General features: G+C 31.6%; 23 protein-coding genes. 16 read left to right on the plus strand and 7 right to left on the minus strand.

What is annotated here, in order from left to right; translation table 11 throughout:
- Nucleotides 1–520 precede the first annotated feature (520 nt).
- From QGN23_RS14910 to QGN23_RS01360, 7 genes are all read right to left on the minus strand, one after another.
- Nucleotides 521–670, minus strand: a complete 150-nt coding sequence (locus tag QGN23_RS14910; RefSeq protein WP_449727703.1) for a bacteriocin-like protein — start codon at nt 668–670, stop codon at nt 521–523.
- A 519-nt stretch (nt 671–1,189) separates the two neighbouring features.
- Entirely contained in the window at nt 1,190–1,354 is a 165-nt protein-coding gene (locus tag QGN23_RS01335) for a bacteriocin-like protein (protein ID WP_282905242.1), read from the minus strand.
- A 104-nt stretch (nt 1,355–1,458) separates the two neighbouring features.
- Complete coding sequence (locus QGN23_RS01340) at nt 1,459–2,304, minus strand: thiopeptide-type bacteriocin biosynthesis protein (protein ID WP_282905243.1); 846 nt, start codon at nt 2,302–2,304, stop codon at nt 1,459–1,461.
- A complete protein-coding gene (locus tag QGN23_RS01345) occupies nt 2,304–4,505 on the minus strand; it encodes a lantibiotic dehydratase family protein (RefSeq protein ID WP_282905244.1) in 2,202 nt (733 codons plus the stop codon). Before QGN23_RS01345 ends, QGN23_RS01340 begins: the two co-directional genes overlap by 1 nt.
- Complete coding sequence (locus QGN23_RS01350) at nt 4,506–6,692, minus strand: prolyl oligopeptidase family serine peptidase (RefSeq protein ID WP_282905245.1); 2,187 nt, start codon at nt 6,690–6,692, stop codon at nt 4,506–4,508.
- Between the two features lie 5 nt (nt 6,693–6,697).
- A complete protein-coding gene (locus QGN23_RS01355; RefSeq protein WP_282905246.1) occupies nt 6,698–6,850 on the minus strand; it encodes a class I lanthipeptide in 153 nt (50 codons plus the stop codon).
- Nucleotides 6,851–6,987: 137 nt separating this feature from the next.
- Entirely contained in the window at nt 6,988–8,685 is a 1,698-nt protein-coding gene (locus QGN23_RS01360) for a helix-turn-helix domain-containing protein (protein ID WP_282905247.1), read from the minus strand.
- A gap of 767 nt (nt 8,686–9,452) precedes the next feature.
- On the opposite strand from QGN23_RS01360, the gene QGN23_RS01365 reads away from it, so the two are divergent.
- The 16 genes from QGN23_RS01365 (at nt 9,453) to traN (ending at nt 24,236) form a co-directional block, all read left to right on the plus strand.
- Nucleotides 9,453–10,265, plus strand: a complete 813-nt coding sequence (locus tag QGN23_RS01365) for a hypothetical protein (protein ID WP_282905248.1) — start codon at nt 9,453–9,455, stop codon at nt 10,263–10,265.
- Nucleotides 10,262–10,630, plus strand: coding sequence for a hypothetical protein (locus QGN23_RS01370; RefSeq protein ID WP_282905249.1), 369 nt, complete (start codon nt 10,262–10,264; stop codon nt 10,628–10,630). The genes QGN23_RS01365 and QGN23_RS01370 overlap by 4 nt, the downstream gene beginning before the upstream one ends.
- Nucleotides 10,627–12,123: a relaxase/mobilization nuclease domain-containing protein gene (locus tag QGN23_RS01375; protein ID WP_282905250.1), complete on the plus strand. Its 1,497-nt coding sequence runs from the start codon at nt 10,627–10,629 to the stop codon at nt 12,121–12,123. Before QGN23_RS01370 ends, QGN23_RS01375 begins: the two co-directional genes overlap by 4 nt.
- Nucleotides 12,124–12,133: 10 nt before the next feature.
- Nucleotides 12,134–12,784 (plus strand): ParA family protein, encoded by a 651-nt coding sequence (locus QGN23_RS01380; protein WP_282906419.1) that lies wholly within the window; start codon nt 12,134–12,136, stop codon nt 12,782–12,784.
- Nucleotides 12,785–12,817: 33 nt separating this feature from the next.
- On the plus strand, nt 12,818–13,381 hold the full coding sequence (locus QGN23_RS01385; protein ID WP_282905251.1) for a hypothetical protein: 564 nt from the start codon (nt 12,818–12,820) through the stop codon (nt 13,379–13,381).
- Between the two features lie 65 nt (nt 13,382–13,446).
- Nucleotides 13,447–13,740 (plus strand): DUF4134 family protein, encoded by a 294-nt coding sequence (locus QGN23_RS01390; RefSeq protein WP_396127337.1) that lies wholly within the window; start codon nt 13,447–13,449, stop codon nt 13,738–13,740.
- 223 nt (nt 13,741–13,963) lie between these two features.
- The gene (locus QGN23_RS01400) at nt 13,964–17,029 is read left to right on the plus strand and encodes a TraG family conjugative transposon ATPase (protein WP_282905252.1); all 3,066 of its coding nucleotides are present in this window, start codon (nt 13,964–13,966) and stop codon (nt 17,027–17,029) included.
- Nucleotides 17,016–17,672 (plus strand): hypothetical protein, encoded by a 657-nt coding sequence (locus QGN23_RS01405; protein ID WP_282905253.1) that lies wholly within the window; start codon nt 17,016–17,018, stop codon nt 17,670–17,672. Before QGN23_RS01400 ends, QGN23_RS01405 begins: the two co-directional genes overlap by 14 nt.
- Before the next feature lie 16 nt (nt 17,673–17,688).
- Entirely contained in the window at nt 17,689–18,366 is a 678-nt protein-coding gene (locus QGN23_RS01410) for a hypothetical protein (protein WP_282905254.1), read from the plus strand.
- Nucleotides 18,367–18,376: 10 nt separating this feature from the next.
- Entirely contained in the window at nt 18,377–19,045 is a 669-nt protein-coding gene (locus QGN23_RS01415; protein WP_282905255.1) for a hypothetical protein, read from the plus strand.
- Nucleotides 19,046–19,049: 4 nt separating this feature from the next.
- Nucleotides 19,050–19,874, plus strand: coding sequence for a hypothetical protein (locus tag QGN23_RS01420; RefSeq protein WP_282905256.1), 825 nt, complete (start codon nt 19,050–19,052; stop codon nt 19,872–19,874).
- A gap of 3 nt (nt 19,875–19,877) precedes the next feature.
- Complete coding sequence (locus QGN23_RS01425; RefSeq protein WP_282905257.1) at nt 19,878–21,137, plus strand: hypothetical protein; 1,260 nt, start codon at nt 19,878–19,880, stop codon at nt 21,135–21,137.
- A 44-nt stretch (nt 21,138–21,181) separates the two neighbouring features.
- Nucleotides 21,182–21,796: a conjugative transposon protein TraK gene (traK, locus tag QGN23_RS01430; protein ID WP_282905258.1), complete on the plus strand. Its 615-nt coding sequence runs from the start codon at nt 21,182–21,184 to the stop codon at nt 21,794–21,796.
- Nucleotides 21,796–22,161 (plus strand): hypothetical protein, encoded by a 366-nt coding sequence (locus QGN23_RS01435; RefSeq protein WP_282905259.1) that lies wholly within the window; start codon nt 21,796–21,798, stop codon nt 22,159–22,161. The genes traK and QGN23_RS01435 overlap by 1 nt, the downstream gene beginning before the upstream one ends.
- Nucleotides 22,151–23,374 carry a conjugative transposon protein TraM gene (gene traM, locus QGN23_RS01440; protein ID WP_317622313.1) on the plus strand — a complete coding sequence of 408 codons (1,224 nt, stop codon included), beginning with the start codon at nt 22,151–22,153 and terminating at the stop codon, nt 23,372–23,374. The genes QGN23_RS01435 and traM overlap by 11 nt, the downstream gene beginning before the upstream one ends.
- On the plus strand, nt 23,367–24,236 hold the full coding sequence (gene traN, locus QGN23_RS01445; RefSeq protein WP_282905260.1) for a conjugative transposon protein TraN: 870 nt from the start codon (nt 23,367–23,369) through the stop codon (nt 24,234–24,236). The genes traM and traN overlap by 8 nt, the downstream gene beginning before the upstream one ends.
- The last annotated feature ends 25 nt before the right edge of the window (nt 24,237–24,261 follow it).

Below are 24,261 nucleotides of genomic sequence, written 5' to 3' on the forward strand. Positions count from 1 at the left end.
GACATTTCAAACTTAAAATTAATATTTGAAGAAAAGATAAAGAGTATATCGAAATTGATAAATTATGGGATATGCATTACTTATATATCTGATATTTAGCATTTTGTAAAACGCAGTTTTTTAAAAAATTGTATACTGAAATAGTGAAACCCTTGCTCAGAAAACTAATAAATTTATTATTTTTTAAAGTTTATAACGCTGTCGTGAAATTAATGTAATCTTCTACAACCTAAATTTTCTTCAGAGTTGCTTCATCTAAATAATCAACTTCCTTCTCTTGTGGTTTGGGGGTGTTGTAACGGAATGGTTTTTTAATAAAATTTGCATACAATTCTAAATCAAGTGGAACCTCAATCTTTGACGTCAGGTTGTTTATAAATGGTAATTGTTTTAAACTATGTATGTGTAAATAACAAATTTAACAAAAAAGGCTGTCTTCAAAATTTTTGAAAACTGCCTTTATTTTATAAGAACATTTTGTTTAAAATTTTTAATAATAGTTTTAATTTTTTTTTTTTGATTATCTACATCTATAACTACTATAATCGCTTAATCCCGGAGGAGCTTGACAAACAGTATTGCCAGGGCAATAACCTGTATCCCAGACACAGTTAATACCTCCATTTACAATTTGCATCGGTTGTCTTGTAAGTTTCTTCAAATTTTTCATAATAAAATTTTATTTTAATTTTCCTACTCTTTAGATTTTCGGATTACTCTATATTTTTAAAGTTATAAACTACTATTCAAATAACCAAATGAATTATTAATTTAACTTCATATTCAAATAAATCATCTTTGAAATAGATACCTATTTTCTTTTAAAAATGGTCAATGATATCTTATACCGATTTTATGAAATTGAAATAGTAAAAATCCAGCTTGAAAAATAAATTAATTTTCCTATTTTAAAAATTTATATCATTGTGTTGGAATCAATATATACTTTTAATCGTAAATTTATTACTACATCACTTAAGGCAAGCAAAGAACTGCCTTCACGGGTTTGTCTTAGAGAAAATTTCTAATGTATTGTTGCTGAATGGTTTTATAATAAAATAATTTTTTACAATTCGTGTGCAAATGGAACCATAAGCAATGGAGCAGGGTTGGTGATAAAAGGGGGATTCTTTAATTTCTTAAATGAAAGAAACTTTTTTCGGTAGAAAAAAGTTTCTAAAAAAAGGTATTAAGGGCAAGCAACTGGATAACCGTAATCATAACCCATAGAACACTTTCCATTTCGGCAACAACCATTACCACACTCATTATGATCAGAACAAGCCATTGGTGGTGCATTACCTCCACAAAGTTTTTTCAAATTTTCTCTTGAAATTTTTTTTAAATTTTTCATAATAAAAATTGTTTAATTATTAGTCATTATTGACATTTTCAAATTTAAAAACAATACTTGAGGAAAAGATAAAAAGTATATCGAAATTGATAAATATCGATAATTTACCTGATCTCTCCACTGTACTTTTTGTTGTTAATAAGGGCTTTGTAATACCTATTTATATAATCATAAATAATCATCTCAAACAATCGTTGATTAGAAATAAAAGTTCTATTAATATGCATATGAAAGATGCTTTGAAAAAAATCAGATAAAAATGGAATTGAAACTATATTTTCGATCGAGACTCCACTTTTTTCAATATTTAAAATAATTAGATTTCTTATTTCTGCATTTTCATCAGATTTAACAAAATCTATATAATCCGGTTTAAATTTTCTAAATTTTATATCTAATTGAGTGTTCAGATTTTTATCCGCATTAAATTCTTTCTTATATGAATTATTGAATTTGCTTATCCATGCGCATTTTTCAGCGTCTGAGAGTTTTAGTTTAGAAAGTATTTTATCAATATAGAACATTGAGACAATAATTTTTTCCTCATCATTATACTCCAAAAAATTAATAACCAATTCGCTGCTTTTACAAAATAATACTTCAGCAAATTCAATTGTATTTTCTCCGTATCTTTCTAGTTCTCGTTTATAAGAATCTATCATGATATTTGTGATTTCTCCTGAATCTATAAAATCTTTTAATTGATGATTTACTTTTTCCAAAATACTTTCATAGTTGCTATTGTCTACAAGTTGAAAACGGATTCTCAAATGAGGTTTAGGGTCGTTATAGCGAATGAAAAACCATTTGATAATAAGTTGTTCTTCTTTCAATAGAAAATTTACTAAAGGAATTATTGCTTCTTGCAAAATAATATCCGAGGTTTTTACCCCTGCATAGATTTTAAAATACAGCCATTCACTTCCGGGAAGAAATTTTCTAATTGCCATTAATTGAGCTGTTTTTTATGAATCGGAAATATAAACTGATGAGTAAAATTGTCTTTTTCATTGTATAAAAACTCTTCTATGACAATTATTTTCTCATTTTTAACAGAAGATAAGAACATAAATAATAAATCTTCATTTTCCAGATTTATTACCAAAGTATTATCGGACTTTACCCATTGGATCCATTGCGGGATTTGTTTTTTATTTCTCCAGCTTTTTATTTCATTTCTTAGTTGATCTGTATTGTTTAATAATGATAAGAGTAAGTTAATTTCCTCTAAACTTATCTTCCATTTCGCTTTTGAGAGAATAATGTTTCCATATTCTATACGTGGTAAAAAATTATAAATATGAGTCAATCCGCCCCAATCGAAACGCAATCCAAATCTCATGTTTTGGGAATTTAGATCACTCAAAAAATGATAAACGGGTAAACTATTGGCAGAGTAATTGTGCGCATTTGTGAGAGACGGTATTATTTCCATATTCAATCTTTTAGAACGCAATACGATTCTGTCATTTTTCATTGAAATATATAAATCATCCACTGTAATCTGATTTTCGAATGGTAGAAGGGATTTCGCTAAATAAGGGATTTCATAATTTCTTATTTTCGGACGCCTAAGAATATTTCCAATTCTGGATTCTGGAAGATGTATAATTTCTGCTAAAATTTTATTAGAATTAAGCTCTTCCTCTTTTTGGGTAATATCTTGTACTAATTCTTTAATATTTGATTTTTCAGAGCAAAACCTTGCTAACAATCGTCCTGCGTTGCCACTTCCACTATTCAAATACAATTTTTCATGGTTATTTTCTGAAATGATCTCTGTCATAAAAGACATTGTATCAGGCAAATCATTCCAATTTTCTTCGAAAGTTTTGAAGTCTTCATCAGAAAGATTTATTATAGATTCTCTTTCGATGTAAGCTTTTTGTAATTTTTGATTGAGAATAACTTGAAAAGGATGTAGCTTTATATTTAATTCCTGTTTTTCTTTAGAAACAGGTAAGATTATATCATCAATATAAGGATGAATGCCTTTTGTTTGGATATCTTGTCGATAACCAATACCAACTTCTGTATCTAAAACAAATGACAAGGGAACTTCCTCGTTTTCAAATCTTTCATAAAATGCTTTTTTGAATTTTTCAAAATGAGTCTCTTTATTATTAAGATGAGTAATTTTATTTAGAAAAGAAATTCCTTTTTTTAATTCGTTCTTCCAGTGATAAGATAATGTTATTTCATTTTCAAAGTAAAGATCGGTCTGAAAAAGATATTTTTGCTCGTAATCAATTTTTAATGAGTTAATGATTTCTTCAATTTCAGCATAAATAGAAATAGGATTTCCCAACTGATAATCCAATTCTCCGATTTTTTCTTTCACGGAAAACAAAATATCTTTTTCTTTTTTTGCTCCGATTCTGTCTAAAACAGAAATAATTAATTGCAAAAAATCAATTCCGGCAACATTGGGTTCCAATTCACTTACGAGCACCTGATTTTCTATGAGCTCTTCTATATATTCGAACGCTTCTTGATGGGGTATTTCTTCATTAATAAGCATAGAAGCAAGCTGGTTAATGGTTTTTCCGTTTTTAGAAAAACTCAATATTTTTTCCAATTCTTCTGAAAGTGGAGCAGAGGAAATGATGTAATCTCTCTTTCCATCATTATTTTCGTATTCCATATATCGTATTTTCGTCCCCACCTTGTAAATGCTATTATTGGGACAAAACAAAATTCGATTTTTTATAAACGAAATAGAAATCAGATGATTGGATAATGAAAGTAAGAAATGCATATCGGGTTTAGTATCTCGTACTTTTTTCCAATTATCATATGTTTCAAACAAGGTATCTTGATTATTAAATTTTCCTAAAGCAACACCGGAAAATAAACCGAAAGGAGTACATCGTGTATTTATTCGATTATGATATTTAAGAATTGTGTTTTTGAGTTTATGATGTTGCTTTAAAGAAAATGAAAATCTATCATTTATTGATTTTTCGAGCTGCTGGTGCAGGTAAGGAGAAGCCAGATAAATGGCTTCTTTAAAAATTTCATTGTCCCAAATTTTTTGGAATTCTTCATCACTTATATCTGTATTTGAAAACAAGTTTTGAAACTCTTTATATGGAAAAATAGGTGTTCTGACAATAAAATTGTCAAAAAAATGATAAGGAAACTGGGACATTTATTTTTTAGAATTTTCTTTTATCTGATAATCCGGATGCCCTAATTGCCAAAATGCAAAGGCGAAAATATCCGCCAAATTAGAATATCTTTGGGCTAAGGGAATACTTCCTCCGTGTCCACCTTCATAGTCAATCTTCAACAGAATGGGATTTTTAGAAGTATTGTTTGCAAGTAATTTTGCTGCAAATTTGGAAGGCATCCAAGGCGAAACTCTTGGATCATTTATTCCGCTCATAATATATGTTGCAGGATAATTTACATCTTTTTTTATATGTTGGAACGCATCCATTTCAAGTAATCCTCTGAATCCAGCTTCATTATTTATGCTACCAAATTCTTTAACACTATTTAATCCGTTTGGCATAGATTCAATTCTTAAAGGATTAAGAATACCGGATTCAATAATTACTGCTTTGAAGAGATCTGGTCTTTCTGTCATTGCTCTTCCTACTGTTATTCCTCCTGCACTCGCTCCCCAAATTGCTATTTTATCTGGAAACGTATAATTTTCTTTAATCATAAATTCAGCACAAGAAATTAAATCCTTCCAGGAGTTAGGTTTTGTTTCTTTAAAACCTGCTTCATGCCATTGTTCTCCTTTTTCTCCTCCTCCTCTTACGTGTGCGACAGCAGCAATTCCGCCATTTAAAACCCACAGTAAATAAGTTTTAGCAAAATATGGGCTTATGCTGGTTCCGTAAGCACCATAAGCATCTATAAGTAATGGATTATTTGAATTCTTTTGAATACCACTTTTATAAATTAATGTAAAAGGAATGTCTAAGCCATCATAAGATTTTACGGTAATCTCTTTAACAATTACATCATTAAATTCTGGGTATTGAATTACCGGAGAAAAATTCTCGCTCAAGAATTTTTTTTCCGAATAATTATATTTGAATCTTTCTGCTTCGTTCTTCCATCCGCTGCAAACAATCCAAAAATCATTAGAAAGTTCATTTTTAGTAGTTACAGAAATATCTCCTGCTGGAAAAGGAAGGATTAAAGTTTCAATTTTTCCCTTCTCATAAAGATAAAGTTTCGCTTCTATTCCGTTTTTTGAACCGCTGAAAACAAAACCATCTTTTATGCTATATAATTCGATTATCGTTTCATCAGGAATTGGAGGAATAAGAAGTGTTGGGCTTTGAAAATCTGGTTTTTCTAAAGAAGTTTCATAAATTGCATTTACTCCATTCTTTTCAGAAAGAAATATTATTTTATCCTTTTTAATAATGAAATCGCTTATTTTTTCATCTTTACCAAATAAAAATTTCCATCTGACTTTATTATTAATATCCTTAGCCGGTATATAATAGGTGTCTTTAAAACTTGTAGCTCCAGATATTTCTCCAAACAGATATTCACTATCCTTTATTGGCAAACTTACACGTGGGAAATCTTCGGAATTTATTTTTAAATCTGGGTTGTTACTTTTAGAGAATATGGGTTTTAATTTTTGAGGATCTTCTCCTATTGTATAGATCACAGATTGCATATTTTTCAAAAACAAATCCGATTTAGGATCAACAACGGGGTAATGTAAGTAAATAAAACTGTTATTATCCGGAAGCCAAGAAATACCACCACTGTCAGAAGGCCAACAATGGGTAATGTTATAAGGGAGTAATTTGTTTTGTTTTACACTATAAATTATCATTTCTGAAATTTCTTTACCCTGTTCCGTTAAAGCAATAACCACTTGGGAACCATCATAATTGGGTTGGATATAGCTAATTATGAAATTAGACTGTAATTCAATTTTGAAATTTTCCGGATTGAAAAGTTCTGTTTCCTTTCCGCCAAATCCTTTTCTATAAAATAGTTTAGCAGATTTGTCATTTGGCTTTTTAAGCAAGTAGAAATAAAAATCATTTTCTGTAACATTAATATTATCTACAGAAAATGATTTGCGATTGTCAAACTCCAATCTTTTATTGATGTAATATTCCCTATTTGGAATTTTTTCGAGAATAGATTTAGAATGTTGTGTTTGTTCTTCCAGCCAATTATTGGTTGTAAAGTCATTTAAATCTTCAATATTTCTGTAATTATCAACTATTTCAATGCCATAATAAATATCAGTTTTTGGAATTGAGGGTGCTTTCGGCTGCATTACCTGAGCTTTTGCCATTATTCCAAATAATAAATAAATTAATAGAACACTTACTTTGTTAATAATCATAAGTTTTATTTTGTTTCTGTGGGATCTGTTTTTGTATCGCCTGTATAACCGGTATTACCTTCCTGATACCCTCCTTTTATTGTTCTAGGATTATTCACTTTTGCTATTTGCAATTTGTTTAAAGACAACTTTTTGTGTGTTTGTTGTTTCTTTTTCATAATATTTATTTAATTTTAATGTTACAAAAGACGTGAATAATATGAATGTTTGTATAACTAAATTCCCAAGATTGATCAATTTCGGGAATTCTACAATATAATTTGCTGAAAATTAATACTTTGTAAAACCTCACACTTTAAGTTTTTAAGGCTTTGATGTAATATGAGGGTAACGTCCCGGTAATTTTTTTAAATGAATTTGTAAAAGATTCTGAATTATTGAACGCCGCTTCTTCAGCTATTCCAGCTATAGTGAGGTTTTGAAGTTTTGGATTCATTTTTAATTCTTCAACAATATATTTAATCCTTAGTTCATTAATGTACTGCGAAAAATTTTTACCTTTTAATTCATTAACTGCTTTAGAAAGGTAATCTCTATTGGTATTAAATTCTTTTGACAAGCTATCCAAAGTTAGATTTCTATTTAAAAAATCTTTGCTTTCTTCAAATTGTTTAAATTTTAAATTTAGACTTTCTAATATTTCTTCTGAAAGGGTTATTTTTGATATTTCTTTTTTAATTTTTTCAGGTGCTTTATTATCAACTATAGAAGATTTTTTTTCTATAATAATCGGTTCTGGATTTTTTGTCAAAAGAATTGCCTGCTGCTGATAGTATTTAATTTTCTTATTGTTTTTATAATAAAGGAATAAGAAAACAATTAAAATCAGTCCAATTATTCCAGTAATCCAAAATAGTATAGAGTTTTTAGAATCTAACTCAGAAATCAATTTTTCTTTTTCTTTTAACAAGATTGGAGTGTCATATTTTTTATTTAGTTCTGTATAAAGAATATGGTTGCTTTTATTTAAAATACTGTCAACATCTAATAAATGTTCAATATATAATAGTTGATTTTCTTTATCATTAGTTTTTTTATAATGTTCAATTAATATAGGATATAGATCTCTTAATTCAGAAGTGACATCATTTGTATTGATAATTATGGAGTCCACAACTTTAAATTTATCTAAAAAGTGGGTGTTATGACTCCCGTACAAGCTCATTCCAATATAAAATTCACTAAGGGCTAAATTTTGAGCATTGTAAGAGTGATCCTTAATGAGTTTAGAAACATTTTTTAATTTTTTTATTGCTTGATCATACTGTTTCCTTTTATAAGAATTTATACCAGAAACCAATAATAGATTTGAATAATTTTTTTTATTATTTTTTAGTGAATTTTTTTCCAATCCAAGCTTGACAAAAGAATCCGATAAATCAAGTTGATCCATTTTACTATAGGTATATGCAATAGCATATAAGCAACTTATGTAGTCCTTCCGAACGGTTAGATTATTATATTCAAGATATTTTTTATAATCTAAAAATAATTTTAGTGACTCTTGATAACTGTCTAACTCTAGTTTCAGCAGTCCAATATTAAAATTGATGATATGGGAGATGTCTTTATTATTTTTAGAAAAATCCCTTGCGAATAAATAATTTTCTAAAGATTTTGAATAATCTGATTTGAAGTAGTAATAATTTCCTTTCTGTAAATAACCTCGTGATATGTTATCAAAATTTTGAACTTTTTTTGAGATCATTATCATACTATCCAAATACAAAGGATCGGATGTAGTTTTATATAAAAGCAGATAACCTTCTGCAACTTTGTTTTCATTACCTCCTTTTTTTCCTTTTAATAAAACAGAATTAGCATATATTTCCGCTTTTTTAGAATTAATTTTTAATGTTTTATCAAATGTATTTTCTAAATATTCGAAACTTTTTCCTTTCAAAGAATCTGAAAGTCGGAAGCCTTTTATACTCTGCGAAAAACATACGTTTAAAGATAGACTGAGTAAAAGGAGTAAAATATTTTTTTTCATTGTGAATTTTGCTTTCCAAATTTAGCAAAATTGTTGTGATCCTGCCATTATTTTACTCTTCAAATTTAATTTTTCTCAGCAATACAATACAAATCTTTACCTAAACCTGAATAATTCAGTACAAGGTCATTCTCCAAACTATGGAAAAAGAGGCAAAGGTCAAAATAACGATAAAAGCTGTGTCAAATAAAGCATGGTCACATTCTTAAAACCTACGTAAAATAAGCATAGGTTCGTGAGTAGAATAAGTACAGCTACCTGTGTAAAATGAATACAGCAAGCTGCGTAAAAAGCACACAGGTTAAAATTATTACTATTTGATTTACAGTACGATATGTTAATTTTCACTTTGTAAGCAATAATTTTTTCTCTATCTGAATTTTAAACCTCATTTTGCTACTTTTCTATTGAAATCGGTAATATAGTAAAACTTACTGATTCTCAATACCATAAACCACTTTTCAGAACTCCAAAAAATCTGCGTTCTTTTGATAGCAAGATGTGTCTTTGTACCCACAAACTTTTCAAGTTTTGGGAACTAAGACGATCTTGCTTTTTTTGCAAAAAGGGAAAAAAACTGCGGAACTTGTTTTTTTATTTTCAGTAAAATTGGTTTAGATTTCCATACTCGTCCAGATTATTCTTTTTTAATTTTTTCAAAATACAGAGTATTCCAAACTCGTACTATGTAGCCCACTGCCGATGAACACTATTGTTTTGTTAAGATTTCTACTTCAATTTTGCAGTAGAAATTTTAAACAAAAATAATGAAAAGAATAATTTATTTTTTAATGCTGGTTGTTAATCTCCAGCTTCAAGCTCAGGTCGGAATCAACACCACGTCGCCCAAAACTACATTGGAAGTAGTTGGCAAGCCAGATGCAATCAATCATTTCGATGGTATTATTCCACCCAAAATTACAGGCGACCAACTTGCCAAAAAAAATTATGCAATATCTCAAAAAGGAGCTATCGTCTACGTCATCCAACCTGCAACAAATTTTTTGGGACAAGTCATTCACGTTGTGGAGGAAGGTTATTATTTTTTCAACGGAACGTATTGGGTTCAGGTTCTAAATGAACCTCGCTATTATGATGCGCTTATCGTTTTGGACGAAACACTTCCTGCAAATACCCTTTCCGAACAAACCTTTTGGAATCACCAGCTTCCATACCCAACAAATCCCCGCCAATATACTCATTCATACAAATTATACAGATTAGGAACAGCAGGTCTTGGAATTTCTGGACAGATTGATGCAAGACGAATCGGAACAGTGGGTTATTTGGATGTCAGCATTAATTGCACAGCAACCATCAATTCAAATTATGTCGCACTTAACCTCAGTAAGCCTTTGCAGGATTTAGGTTTTATGTCAAGTGGAAGCACGGGTTCAATAGTAAATATTTTGGTAAGTGGAAGCTCAACCAACAATGTTTTAGGAATCGAGCAAGGCATTATTTCATTAACTAATGTCGATTTTAATCTTCTTCTTTGGAAAAATCAAATTGAAAAATTTAATGGAACCATCAAAGGTATGACCACTTTCCCGATTAGTTATCTGAATGTAGTTGAGTGATAGAAGATGTGAACTCGGAAAAGAACGATTATATCAAAATCAGAATTTCCACCAACAGAAAGGAAAACTGGAAAAAAATCTGTTCGAAAAAAAACATCTCCTTGACGAATTTAATTATCAATTCGGTTGAGAACAGGATTCTGGATGACGAGAGGAGAAAAGTATTAGCGTTCATTGAAAAACAGGATAACATTTTTATAAAAATAGAAACTAACATCAATCAGTTGGCGAAAATTGTAAACAGTCAAAAATTTATTTCTAAAACTGAATTTGATGAGTTCAGAAACGAGCTGAAAATCATCTCTAAACTGAAAGAAAAGCAGAATGAAATGTTTGAAAAAATCTATGCAATGCTTTCGAAATGATCATCAAAATAATGGCTGCGGCAGGTTCAAGTTTTCCGGGAGTGAATTACAACGACAAGAAAATAGACAAGGGAAGCGGAGAATTAATGCTGATGAAAAATTTCCCATCATTCATTAATAAGTCCAGTAAAAAAGAGCAAGTCCGAGATTATTTGAGAGCGATTTCAGTTGGGAATAAAAAAGTACTAAAACCTCAGTTTCATGCGATGATCTCGACCAAATTTCAGGAACATTCGAAAGAGGAGTTGACGGAGATTGCAGAGAATTTCATGGATGAAATGGGTTACGGAAAACAGCCATTTACAGTAGTTTTTCATAATGATACCGATAATAACCATGTGCATCTGGTTACTACAAGAGTAGACAAAACAACCGGGAAGAAGATTAATGATAGCTATGAAAAACTAAAATCACAAAAAGCGCTGGCTCAAGTGATGGAGAAAATATACGGAATAAATGAGAATGAAAAATTAAACAAATTGTTGAATTATAAAATCGGTTCTCTTAGCCAATTGGAAACTTTACTCGAAAGAAGCGGTTACAAAATGGTGAAAAATAAGGGAGATGAAAACACTCTTGATATTTTAAAAAACGGAGTGAAACAGAAAACTATAAATGGTAACCAAATCATTTTCGACAACCAAAAAAATGACAACAGGAAAAATCAAATCAAAGCCATTTTGATAAAATATAAAGAAATCTATTCGAATAAGGTTTTTAAAGTGGAAGATAACAGACGGCAAGAATCAATGCTACCAGATGAAAAATTTGCTCATCGAGAAAATTATTCAAAAATGAAAACTGAATTTGAAAGTGAACTTCAAAAAAAGTTGAAAGACGTTTTTGGGATTGATGTTATTTTTCATCAAAAAGATGATTTGAAACCTTTTGGATACACCTTGATAGACCACAAATCAGGAAAGGTATATAAGGGAAGTGAAGTGTTAAAAATGAATGAATTGATTGAATTTACTTCCTATAAAATTGATAAAAAGCTTTTTGAAATCTTAAAAGATTATAACATTCCAAATCTGGAATCGAAAAAAATATTGCTCGAATTTTTAAACAAAAAATATCCAGAAGCAGAAATCAAGGAATTTATGCTTTTTGAAAATAGAGGAAAAAAAGATTTGGAAACCTATCGGAAAGTTCAGTTTGAAGTAAAAGATTTTATCAGGAATTACAAAAACACAAATGATGAGAAAAAAGATATTTCAATACTAAAAAGTGAAGACGGAAATAGGTACGCAATTCATACGAGGTTCCATTATATCGAAGAACTTCGATTACTATTGGGAGAAAATGAATACCAAAGATATTTCAATGCAGAAGGTGTTTTTAATATGGAAATCGAAAACCGAAATCAAAATAATAAAAAAACTGAAATTATAAAAGCGGTAGATGAAATATTATTTGAATTGGGGAAGAGTACGACAACAGCAAAAGACCCTGCTGAAAATGAACTTAAAAAGAAACGAAAACGTAGAAAATAAAAACAGAAAAATGATTATCACTTTTGCAACTCAGAAAGGAGGAACTGGTAAAACTACGCTTGCTATAGCTTTTGCCAATTACATTTCGACAATTTCAAAAAGAAAAATCAATGTCTTTGATTTTGATTTTCAAAAATCATTTTACCACAAATGGAAGGAAGATGAAGCTCTGAATCTTCCAAAGCTTTACGAAGTAGAAATTATAGAGGAGGAAGTGGAGCAGCCGTTTTCCGATTTTGAAACCATTATTGGACTTAAAGAAAGTGATGACATCAACTTATTTGATTTGGCAGGAACGCTTGATGAAAAATATACCGATTTATTGATTTATAGCGATTTCATCATTATCCCTTTTGAGTATTCTGATGTCTCTGCAAAATCAACTTTAGTTTTTGTGAATGTATTGGGTCAGTTAGAAAGTCAGGCAGAACGCATTTTTATCCGTTCAAAATATGATAAAGGCTATAAATACCTTAATCAAGAAGGAATGGATTCAGAAATAATAAAATATGGTATTCTACTAAAGAATCCTGTGTTTAAAAGGAATTGTCTACAAACAATCTGTACAAGAGAACTAACGAATCATCAAAAATATGCAGTTAAAAATTCATTGGATGAACTCATTAATCAGATCAACGAATCTTTAGAAATTTCGCTTTAATAAACAAATGTTACCGGAAAATACTTAAAAAAAATGACAAAATTTATCATTATTCTACTCGCTCTTTATATTCTTTACTACATCGGGAATATCGTATATGACCTCTTTCTTAAAAAGGAGTCTGCCGTAAATTCTGAAGAGAATGAAGACTTTTATTTACTTGATTTTGAAGAGTTAAACGAAGTCAATGTCAAAACCATAGGAATTGAGGATGTCGAAAATCTAAATACCCCAAAATCATTTACTAAACGTGAATTACCAGTTGAAACAATGCTGTCAGAAGAAAGGCAAAATATGGATCATTGGAGAGAGCGGTTTGAATCTGAACAAAACATTGATGCGTTTGACGATGAAAAAGTTATAGTACCAACCAAAGAAAAAAAAATTGAAATACCCAAACTAAAGTTCGAAGAGAAACTTGATCCCCTAATAAACGACGATGAACGAATCCAGAACCAACAAAGTGAAGCGGTGAATTTAGCAATCAAAAAATTAAATAGTGACCGGTGGAAGAAGATGTTAAATCTAGCTGAAACCAATGTTCAATTAATTAAGAACATCGATGGATTCAAGGTTTATCAATCAACCGCAATGTAAATCAATAATATTTTTTTAACCCTTAATTTTTTAAAATGATGAATCAAGAACTCAAAAAACACAAAATGATGAAAAGAGCAATAACTGTTTTTGCGATTGTTCTGTCCTTAACTCCTGCATTTGCACAATCTGGTGGTAGTGCTGCTTTAGGTGCAGCAGCCTCAACTATTTCCGGTTATATCACCGATTTGGGATTGCTGATTTACGCCATTGGTGCCATCGTAGGAACGGTCGGAGGAATTAGGATTTACAACAAATGGACGAATGGAGACCAAGACATCAACAAAGAAATTGTTGGTTGGGGAGGTGCCTGTATTTTCCTTTTGTTGGTACCAACATTTATTGCGGCAATATTCTAATGGGATATTTCCTTTATAAGGGGTTGAAAAAGCCCCTTATATTTTTCGGACTAAAAGACAAGTATATCTACTTCGCGATGGGTTCAGCCGTTGGTGGACTTATTACAGTTGCGATACTTTCTTCTTAGCAAAGGACTTTATAACAAAACAAAGAACGAAGAAGAATTGCACATTATTCCGACAAAATTCAGAAATGTAAAACTTTTACCAAAAAAAGTAAATCATGAACTTAAAGAAAAAAACTTTTGATATTCCTTTTATCGGGTATGATTACGGGAAAGACAATAACTGGAATTTTGATGTGCTCATCGGTCAGTTCGGCAATCCTGTGATCGGAATACAAATCAAAAATAATGTAGAACAATATTCTGCTGACCCTGAAGCTTATCTACAATTTCATACGGTTTTGAATCAAGTTGTTGCGATCATTGGGGAAAATCATATTGTTCAGAAGGTTGACATTTTCAGTAAACAAAAATATACTGCTGAAAAATCAAATGAATTTTTACAACAAAAATATTCCGACCATTTTGAAGGCAGGATGTTCAAAACCATCGATACCCTTTTATTGTTTTCGGATATATTAGATCAAAATACAAAGAAAACCAAATACAATTTTTCTGAAAAAGCGTACAAAATATTAAGAGATAAATGCCTTAAAATCTTTATGCTTCTGACTCAAAATGACTGCGATCCCCAGTTTTTAAAGGAAAAGGATTTCGAACATTATATCAGTGGAATTTTAACAATGAATTTTGCTCAAACACCCTCTTTTGATAACATTAAAGCCACGCATGAACATCTTAACATCGGTAATAAATTTGTTAAAACGATCAGTTTCGTAGACATAGAAAAAATCGAATTACCTTCAGAAATTGAAACCTATTCTTATTTAGGTGGCAACGGTTCTGCTTCAGAAACAGCAGTTGACAATTTTTCTTTTATCAATGAATTAGACGATTACAAAACCATCGTTTACAATCAAATTATTTCGATTCCTCATCAAGCTTCAAAACAGCGTGAGTTAGAAAAAAAGAAAAAAAAGCATGAAGGTGTCGCAAATAATTCACCGTCCAATGTCATCGTTGCAGAAGAAATTGATGAACTGCTTCATAATATAGCGATGGATGGTCAACTCATCGTCGATGCCCATTTTTCCATTTCTTATTCTACAGATTCTCTTGAAAAAATGGAAGAAACACAATCCTTAATTGAAAATAAGCTTTTCATGAAAGGAATTATCGTTTCCCAAAATTCTTACAATCAACTTGAGCTTTTTAGATGTTGCATTCCCGGAAATGCAGTGGAACTGAAATCATACGATTTATTTACAACTACAAGCGAAGCTGCGCTTTGTTTTTTTTTTAAAGAAAGTTATCCCGTAAACGAAGAATCAAACTTTTATTTGCGCTTCACAGATCGACAAGGCGTTCCCTTAAAAATTGACCCATCAGATTTACCAATGAAAACCGGCAGAATAAATAACAGAAATAAGTTTGTACTTGGTCCGTCCGGTTCTGGTAAATCTTTTTTGATGAACAATATCGTGGAACAATATCTTACTTATAATTATGACGTAATTATTGTAGATACCGGCGATTCCTATTCTGGTCTTTGTGCGTACAAGGGTGGAAGATATATTCAATATACAGAGGAAAAGCCAATTACAATGAATCCTTTTTTGATGGATAAAGAGGAGTTTAACATCGAAAAAATTGAATTTTTAACCAATCTTATTTTTTTGATTTGGCAAGGTGCAGACGAGTCAATGAGTTCCACTCAAAAATCTATTTTAGACAATGTATTAATGTCCTATTACCATCAGTTTTTTAATGGTGGAAATAATTGGTGCGAAGAGAAAAGTGCTGAAGAATTATTTCAATACTTACGAAAATACAACATTCACGAAGAGGATATTCATGCTGATTTTGAAAACGAAATTAAAGAACGTCAAACCTATTACGACATTCTGGAAATTCCTTTTGATGCTTCTACAGCTGATGTTAGAGAACAAGGAAGGAAAATGATTCAGATTTATCATCCTGATAAAAATTTAAATAATCCGAATTACGATTCTTCGAAATTTTTTCAAATTTTTGAAGCTTATGAAACTTTAAATGATGAAGAAAGAAGAAAGGTTTATGACGAAACGCAACTCATTTTGACCATGGCTAACTCTGTAATAAAAAGACCGAAGAATAATGAAGAATGGAACGATGCACTACGAAAAACGCTCATCAAAAGAATTGTTGAGTTAGAAAATAAACTTGCGTTTGCAGAATTATCATTTAACAGTTTCTACGACTATTGTGATCAGTTCTTACCGATTTATCTCAATAATAAAAAGCACAAAATTGATGAAAGTGAATTCAAACTAAGAACCTTCTTATTTGTATTAAAAGACTTTTATAAAGGTGGAAGATATGGTGCCACACTTAATAATAGAGCAGACGAAAGTCTGTTTGATGAGCCCTTTATTGTTTTTGAGATTGATAATATAAAAGACAATCCGAAACTCTTTCCGATCGTAACGTTGATTATTATGGACACGTTTATTCAGAAAATGCGATTGAGAAAAGACCGACGAAAAGCACTCATCATTGAAGAAGCTTGGAAAGCAATTGCTTCCAAATTAATGGGAGGTTACATTCTTTATCTGTACAAAACAGTAAGGAAATTCTGGGGTGAAGCGGTCGTGGTAACTCAGGAACTTGATGATATTATTGGCAATACCGTTGTGAAAGATTCTATCATTAATAACTCCGACACTTTTATCCTATTAGACCAGACTAAATTCAAAGATAATTTTGATAAAATCGCCTCTTTGCTATCACTAAACAAAGTAGAACAAAACAAAATTTTCACCATTAATAATCTGAATAATAAGTTCGGAAGAAGTCGGTTCAAGGAATTTTATTTGAAACGAGGATCGAAAGGAGAAGTCTATGGAAATGAAGTTTCCCTGGAGCAATATTTAACCTATACGACAGAGAAATCCGAGAAAATTGCCATTGAATATTATGTTCATCAATTGGATAATTATGATGAAGCGCTCCAACTTTTCATCAAAGACTTTAATGAACTGGAGGACAAAATGGAAAATATGGTTGGATTGGTTAATCTCTACCAGCAACCTCTTGATGAAAATATTTTGGTCTATTACCAGAAAATAAGAAAGGCAAATAAAGACCCAAATGTTTTAAAAATAATTGGGCAGGAACTGCGAGATCGAGGATTGAATTTAAAAGAACTCATTAATTCTAAAAAGCACGGTTATGAAAAAGTTTAGCCTTACACTTTTGTTGATCTTAGGAAACTTCGTCTCAGCACAAAATACCTACATCGATGTGACGACGACACTTGCGTTAAAATTATATTCGGACAATTTTGAAAATCAACAGGAAAAAACAATTACGGAGCAAACAAAACTACAACAAGCTCAAGCTTGGGTCGGAACACAGATGGTGGTGGCAAATAATGTTCAAAACCAAGTTCTAAAAGGTTTGAATGAGGTATCTGGAACATTGAAAAATGGAGTACAGGTGGTAGGGATTTATAACGAACTGGACCGCTGTTTACAGTATTCAAGTGATATTTTAATTCTAACAAAAGACAAACCGCAATATGCTGTTTTTGGAGTTAAGGCCTCTCAAAAAGCGTACGAACAGGTAATAAAATTGACCACAGATGTGACAGACTTATTAAAGCCGGGAGAATTAAATCTTGCCACTGCAGGAGATCGTTATAAACTACTTTTTTCGGTTTCTCAAAATGTAATAATGCTTAAAATATGGTTGCTTTCTACCAAACTGAATATTGAAAGAGCTATAAGGTTAGGATGGTTTCAGTCCATTAATCCTTTTCAAGGTTACATCAATACTGATATGAGCATTGTACAAAATATCATGTGGACTTATAAAAGCAGATTTTAATATTAAAAAAAGCACCATGAAAAAAAGACTATTTCTTTCAATAATGCTTCCAACAGTTTATCTGTTAATTACTTCGTCCGGAGGAAATTCGATTCCTCCGTGGGAAAAAGAGAATGTTTCATTTCCGATGATGAACCAAGAGATTCGGCACACGATGCAGGAAAATGAAAGACAAAAAGAAATGAAAAATTGGCAAGACACCAATTTAGCAACCGAAGCAATCAATAAAAAACAATGGGAAAAGTTTAAGGAAACCACGACTAAAATTCAAGACCGATTGAGAACTGTTGATTTTGCAATGCAGGCCATTCCCACCGGTTATGTCATTTTTATAGAAAGTCAGAAAATACAAGATATTCAATCGAAGATAATTACTGAAATCCAAACCGCTCCTTATTCACTCATTGTTGTTTTGCCTGCAGAAATAAAATTTGTTGATGATATGCAAATGATTGTGCGATTACTAACGGGTATTGTTCTTTCCTATGGCGCAATTAATCAAATGGAAAAATCCGAACGAAAAATTTTGTTAGAATATGCTTTGGAGGAAGTTACAAGACTTCGAAGAGATTCCTTTTTTATGTTGATGACGATACGAGACATCAAGCGGAAAGTGGAGTGGACAAAGTTTGTTGTCCTCAATTATATCAATAAGGACAAACAGATTGTAGAACAAATTATCAATCACTTTTAATAGTAAGAACATGAAAAAAATAATACTAGCTCTATTTACTGTTATAGCAGGATTAACTTTTATAGAAGGACAAACTATTGTTATAAACGACCAACTGTTAGCGCAATTGACCAAAAATCAAGTGGTTCGATTGGCGAGCAATGAGTCCTTTCTAAACTCTTATGAAAAGCAGAAAAAGTTATACAACGATATCAATCAAAAAATTGCCCAAGTAGTTGCCATTCAGGAATTCATCTATGATAAATTGACCAATATAAATTCAGCAATTAAGCAAGGAAAGCAACTTTATTATTTATCTAAAACTTTTGTACAAATCGGTCAAAATGCAAATGACGTTCTCATTCTTACTGCTCAACATCCTGAATATGCTATTCTAATGAACAGATTTTACATAGCAGCTGTACAGGAACTCCTTAAAATGCAAACAGAATTGACGCAGGATATACTTCATGAAGAAAACGATTTTCTAATGGATCCTTACGATCGCCAAGTACTCATTCAAAATCTTTCTTCCAAAGCTCAAATGATAAATGGCTATCTGATCTGTATTAAAATAAGGCTGAAAAACGCTAAGAAAATTCCATATATCTATCAAATTCCGACCATTAATACTTATGTAAATCTTGATAAAGCTATTGTTAAAAAAATCATGATCTATTACCAAAACATTTTTAATTAATACGATGAAGAAAAGTTATACAAAAAGAATTTTACTTTTTCTTACAATTTTTGTTGGAAGCTCATTAGGCTATGGGCAAGTCAAAAGATTGAATGATCCTTCAATTGTCGCGCACAATAAGAGAATGGTATTTGAATCATGGGGAGATTTTCGTCCCTATCCAAAATACTTTTTAGGAATACAAACCAATTTCGCTTATGCCACCGTTTGGGGTTGGCTCGCTCCAGCTAGAAATAGGGAATACAAGGATGGTGCAGACATTCGACCATTGAAACCAACCGGATTAGAAGTTCAAAGATTCGCTGAGTTAGAATTTCAAAGAAAAGAAGCTGAGAAAATTAAACTTCAAATCGATACTTTATATACTAGAAACGTACAAGATTTTGCTCACTGGACTTCTGTAACTGTTGAAGCCGATCCTCTTTGGTTGCTTTATTATAAAAGAATGCTCAGACCGTTGAAAGAGTTTCCAGAGAATCCTCAAAATTATATCCAGTGGCAAATGAAGGACGATAAAACGTATCAAAATATGTTGGCTAATGGAGGAATTGCACATCTCGAAAAAGAACTTGCGCTACTAAAAGATAAGTATAGTAACTCCAGAACTTTAGATATGCCACGTGGAAAACGCTTCCTAATGTACCACGAAACCTTATTTGGGTGGAGAAAATTTGAAAATCAGTTAAGAGCTTTCGAGCAAAAAAATAATTTATTTCTCGACTATAAAAAACTTCTGACGAAATCAAGAACAAAACTAGAATCTGATTGGAAATCCAATGACTTGGCGATTGCTCAAAAAATGATGATTGAATATAAAAATAAATTTTAAAGCATGAAAAAATATTTAACACTAACACTCTGTCTTTTAATATTCCTTTTGCCAACGGTAATTTTTGGTGAAAATACCGATCCCATTTTAAGTCAAACTGGCGATACTGAAAGTTACAACAAACTGCTACAATTTCTAAAAGGAGATGGTGCTTTTGAGAAATGGTTTATGGAGGCATTCACAAGATTAGATACAACAATGGCAGCGCAGTCGGCAGGTGCGGTAATGCTCGGACAGGCAGTTGGTGGTTTCGGAGCATTATGCTATATGGGTTATTTGGGCTGGCAAATGCAGGAAGGTGCAAGACCTTGGGAAGTAACACCGATGATCCGTCCTACAATCATTGCTTTTATTTTAATGTATTGGGGTGCTTTTACCAATATGATTCAATATCCACTACAATCTTTGGCAGAACCAGGAATCGTTCTTTTTCAAGACATCGAAAAAGATGCTAATGATTTGAGAGTTGAAAGATTCAAAAAACAAAATCAAATCTTAGAAATTCTTATTAAAACGCAGGCAGAAGAGGAAGCCAAGCAAGAAACTTTGGATAAGTTAGAAAAAAAAGCAGACGACAGTTGGTTCGATATCGATATGGACAAATTACTGGCACCAGCCAAAGAATGGTATATGAAAATGGAATTTAAAATTCAAAAAACATTATCAGAAATTATTGAAGCAGTTTCTCTTACCATTCTTCGGGTCTGTACCTATCTGATTTTTTTTATTCAGAAAATATGGAGTTACATATTAATTGTTTTGGGTCCTTTTGCCGTAGGAATGTCCCTCATATCAGGATTTGAGAACTCCTTTAATAACTGGGTTACCAAATTCATCAATATTAATCTTTACAGCTTCATCACGTACACGATTATCAATATTGGTCAGCAATTGATTATGTCGGGATATCAAATGGAGCTCGATCGATATGCACTCATGATTGATTCAGGAGGTGTTGCAGATATGAACACACTTCGGATTTACGTACAAAATAGCGGTATGATGTACACGGCTCTGTTTCCTGCTGTTGCCTATATCATAACCGGAATCGGAATTTTGATGGTTCCTTCAATTTCCGATTCAATTGTCTCCGCAGGCGGTGCTGGAATTATGAGCAAAGGAAAAGCAGCAGGAGGAACGGTAGCAAGCGCAGGGAAAGCAATTGGGAGAACAGCAACAGCAGCAGCTACAGGAGGAGTTGCAGGAGCCGTAGTTGCGGCTAAAGAAATTGCAAAAGCGGTCGGTAAAATGAATAAAAAATAATGATAATCTAATATCTGAAGTCTAATATTTACAACTTTTAAATCATGCTAGTTAAAAACATAGAACAGAAAATAAAAATAAATAAAGCGGTGTCAATAGCATCGATACTCTTTGCGGTTTTCGTTGTTATTGCAGGATTTGTGATGGCTTACAAAATGGTGCAAGATTCACGAAAATCATTATATGTGATTGACAACGGTGTTCCCATTTTGGTCAAGCAAACGGACGAATTATTAAACCGACCAGTGGAGTATCAATCTCAGATCGAATTATTTCACCGCTTATTTTTTACCCTCGCACCAGATGACAGATACATCAAGGAAAACGTCGAAAAATCTCTATACCTCATTGACGATAGTGGAAAAAAAGAATATACAAATCTGCGAGAGAAGGGATTTTATAATCAGATTATCTCTGGAAATTCTTTGGTTACAGTAAGGAACGATTCTATAAAAATAGACTTACCAAATAGAAAATTCATCTATTACGGTACGCAGATGATCAACCGTAAAAAGTCCCTAATCATTCGAAAATTAATTACTGAGGGAAATTTTGAGGATATGATAAGAAGTCCAAATAATCCTCATGGTGTTCTTCTGAGAAACTGGAGAATTTTAGATAATAGCGAACTGTCTAACAAAACAAAATCCAACTACTAATGATCATTGAAAAATACAACCTCGTTAAAGAACAATTTCTTCAGTTTAAGGACTGGATTATGAAACATCCAAAGCAAGTTTACGGTTACGTAATGATTGTCTTGCTCATTTCTTTTGGTTTGATCTTCGTTCAATATTTTTATTTCACGCCGAAATTTTCCTTCAAAAATAACATTCCAAACCTTTATTCAAAAAGCGATCAGATAAAATCAGATATGGATAAAACTGAACAGAAAATGAGTGGCGTGGTGAAGGAACTTCAGCAACTAAAAAACAAAAGAGAAAATGGTCCTTTAACTAAAAGTGACAGTCTCAGAATCGAATATTTGTTCAATCAATATCAAACTTTGAAAAATGGACATTAAGAAACTCAATTTTAAACAGCCAAAATATATTTTCCCATTGATTCTTCTGCCAGTTATCCTTTTTCTTGGCTATCAGACGACAAATTATTTAGGGAAAGAAAAACAGCCACAGAAAGTAACCCAAGATTTATCCCTTAATCTGGGAGAAACGCAGGATTCTATATTATCGAAAAATGCAGCCTATGATGATTTTTTCAAAAAAGGAGATGGAAGATCAATGCTTGATGGAATTGACAAAGAAGAAGATAGTCTGCAAAATTATTCTGATAATCTTGACGATCACCAAAGAAGATATATCGATTCGCTTAAAACAGTTCGATCACTTAATAATGGAAGTTCAACTGATTTGGGAAAGGGTAGTTACTACAAGCAACAGTCAAAAATAAATTCTGATGAAAAAGATTTTCAGCGTTCCGCAGAAATGATACGAATGCTGAATAATGAAAGCAATGGACAAGGAAGAAACGCAAACAATTATTCCGATTCTCCATCAGGTTTAAATGCTGCAAAACAGGAAAAAGAGAATGATCCGGTGAAGATGTTAAGAAAACAAATGTTGATGATGGATTCTTTGGAAAAAGCAAAAGATCCGGAATATCAGTCTGCATTGGCTTCTGAAAAGAAGTTGAAAAAGAATAAAGAAAAGATGGCTGCTTTTTTAAACTCAACACTTCGCGTAAATAAGTCATCATTGAATCCAAGTTTCAATTCAATCTCGAAGAAAAAGGATAACAATTTTATAAAAGCAGTGATTGATGAAAATCTAAAAGGGTATCTCGGAAGCAGAATCGGTTTTCGACTTTTAGAAGACATCAATGTTGGAAAACATAAAATTACCAAAGGGTCTATTTTATATGGCCAAATATCAGGATTTTCTCTACAGAGAGTGAATTTGAATGTGATTTCAATTTTAAATAACGGTGAAATTCTGCCCATAAATCTCTCTGTTTTTGACATGGACGGAATGCAGGGATTGTATGTTCCACAAAGTGACTTTAGAGAAATGCTCCGAGAAATGGGTGCCAATTCTGTACAGGGAACTCAAATGGATAGCAGTGGAGAAAGCTTTTTTACCAGTCTTTTTAGCAGTTTATTCAGTTCGACTTCTACAACCATTTCTAACATGATCCGTCAGAACAAAGCAAAACTGAAATACAACTCTTACATCTTCCTTATTAATGACAAAGAACTTAAACAAAATGAAAATGATTAAAAATACATCGAAAATATTACTTCTTGCATTATCAATTTTTGCAGTAATATCAGTTTCCGCTCAAACAGAAATGCCCGAAAAACGAGTAACAGATTTAGCAAAATTAGATATTTCAAATGGAGTAAGTCTCCATATTATTTCGCCAGAACCTATCCAGTTTGTGGATTTATCAACAAATAATCTCACTGGTGATTTGCCAGCTGAAAATATCGCGCGAATAAAAATAACCGATGCGAATGGGACGGATTCAACTTCAATTCGTAAAAATATTGATGTACAAAATTTAGGAGTTATTACCATCGTTTGCCAATCTTTTATGGCTCAGTACAAAGTCAATTATTTAGATTTTAAAAGCAACGCTGTAACCAATATCCAAATTCAACCAGTAGATATGCAGCCGCTTGAATATCCTAAAATGGCATTCTCTAATTCGGAACTGCATCGATTCTCTTTAGATATTCTGCGTAAAAACAAATTAAATAAACCTATTCGAGAAGTAAAAGGTCTCAAACTCACGATGCAGATTAATAATGTTTATGTGGTAAATGATTACATCTTTCTGGACATGACTTTTCTAAATTCTTCCAATTTAGGTTATGATATCGATGCGATTAAATTTTCTGTAGAGGATAAAAAAATCTATAAGGCAACCAATAATCAGAGTATCGCCATTGATCCGCTTTTTAAATTATACGATCAAAAACAATTTAAGAAAAGTTACCACAATATTTACGTCTTCAAAAAATTTACTTATCCCAATAGTAAAGTGATGAAAATTCGACTTTTGGAAGAACAACTCTCTGGGAGAGCCATCGAAATGACCGTGAAATATTCAGACATTTTAAATGCTGATACTTTTTAATCTCTTCAATCTCCAGTCTTATAAT

The organism is Chryseobacterium gotjawalense (genome assembly GCF_030012525.1).
GTDB classification, from domain to species: domain Bacteria; phylum Bacteroidota; class Bacteroidia; order Flavobacteriales; family Weeksellaceae; genus Kaistella; species Kaistella gotjawalense.

Coding starts and splice junctions, on each gene's coding strand:
- traN (WP_282905260.1), top strand. CDS start 23,367: ATGATTAAAAATACATCGAAAATATTACTTCTTGCATTATCAATTTTT.
- QGN23_RS01335 (WP_282905242.1), bottom strand. CDS start 1,354: ATGAAAAATTTAAAAAAAATTTCAAGAGAAAATTTGAAAAAACTTTGT.
- QGN23_RS01390 (WP_396127337.1), top strand. CDS start 13,447: ATGATGAAAAGAGCAATAACTGTTTTTGCGATTGTTCTGTCCTTAACT.
- QGN23_RS01400 (WP_282905252.1), top strand. CDS start 13,964: ATGAACTTAAAGAAAAAAACTTTTGATATTCCTTTTATCGGGTATGAT.
- QGN23_RS01410 (WP_282905254.1), top strand. CDS start 17,689: ATGAAAAAAAGACTATTTCTTTCAATAATGCTTCCAACAGTTTATCTG.
- QGN23_RS01380 (WP_282906419.1), top strand. CDS start 12,134: ATGATTATCACTTTTGCAACTCAGAAAGGAGGAACTGGTAAAACTACG.
- traM (WP_317622313.1), top strand. CDS start 22,151: ATGGACATTAAGAAACTCAATTTTAAACAGCCAAAATATATTTTCCCA.
- QGN23_RS01405 (WP_282905253.1), top strand. CDS start 17,016: ATGAAAAAGTTTAGCCTTACACTTTTGTTGATCTTAGGAAACTTCGTC.
- QGN23_RS01350 (WP_282905245.1), bottom strand. CDS start 6,692: ATGATTATTAACAAAGTAAGTGTTCTATTAATTTATTTATTATTTGGA.
- QGN23_RS01360 (WP_282905247.1), bottom strand. CDS start 8,685: ATGAAAAAAAATATTTTACTCCTTTTACTCAGTCTATCTTTAAACGTA.
- QGN23_RS01420 (WP_282905256.1), top strand. CDS start 19,050: ATGAAGAAAAGTTATACAAAAAGAATTTTACTTTTTCTTACAATTTTT.
- QGN23_RS01345 (WP_282905244.1), bottom strand. CDS start 4,505: ATGTCCCAGTTTCCTTATCATTTTTTTGACAATTTTATTGTCAGAACA.
- QGN23_RS14910 (WP_449727703.1), bottom strand. CDS start 670: ATGAAAAATTTGAAGAAACTTACAAGACAACCGATGCAAATTGTAAAT.
- QGN23_RS01435 (WP_282905259.1), top strand. CDS start 21,796: ATGATCATTGAAAAATACAACCTCGTTAAAGAACAATTTCTTCAGTTT.
- QGN23_RS01375 (WP_282905250.1), top strand. CDS start 10,627: ATGATCATCAAAATAATGGCTGCGGCAGGTTCAAGTTTTCCGGGAGTG.
- traK (WP_282905258.1), top strand. CDS start 21,182: ATGCTAGTTAAAAACATAGAACAGAAAATAAAAATAAATAAAGCGGTG.
- QGN23_RS01385 (WP_282905251.1), top strand. CDS start 12,818: ATGACAAAATTTATCATTATTCTACTCGCTCTTTATATTCTTTACTAC.
- QGN23_RS01340 (WP_282905243.1), bottom strand. CDS start 2,304: ATGGCAATTAGAAAATTTCTTCCCGGAAGTGAATGGCTGTATTTTAAA.
- QGN23_RS01415 (WP_282905255.1), top strand. CDS start 18,377: ATGAAAAAAATAATACTAGCTCTATTTACTGTTATAGCAGGATTAACT.
- QGN23_RS01365 (WP_282905248.1), top strand. CDS start 9,453: ATGAAAAGAATAATTTATTTTTTAATGCTGGTTGTTAATCTCCAGCTT.
- QGN23_RS01425 (WP_282905257.1), top strand. CDS start 19,878: ATGAAAAAATATTTAACACTAACACTCTGTCTTTTAATATTCCTTTTG.
- QGN23_RS01355 (WP_282905246.1), bottom strand. CDS start 6,850: ATGAAAAAGAAACAACAAACACACAAAAAGTTGTCTTTAAACAAATTG.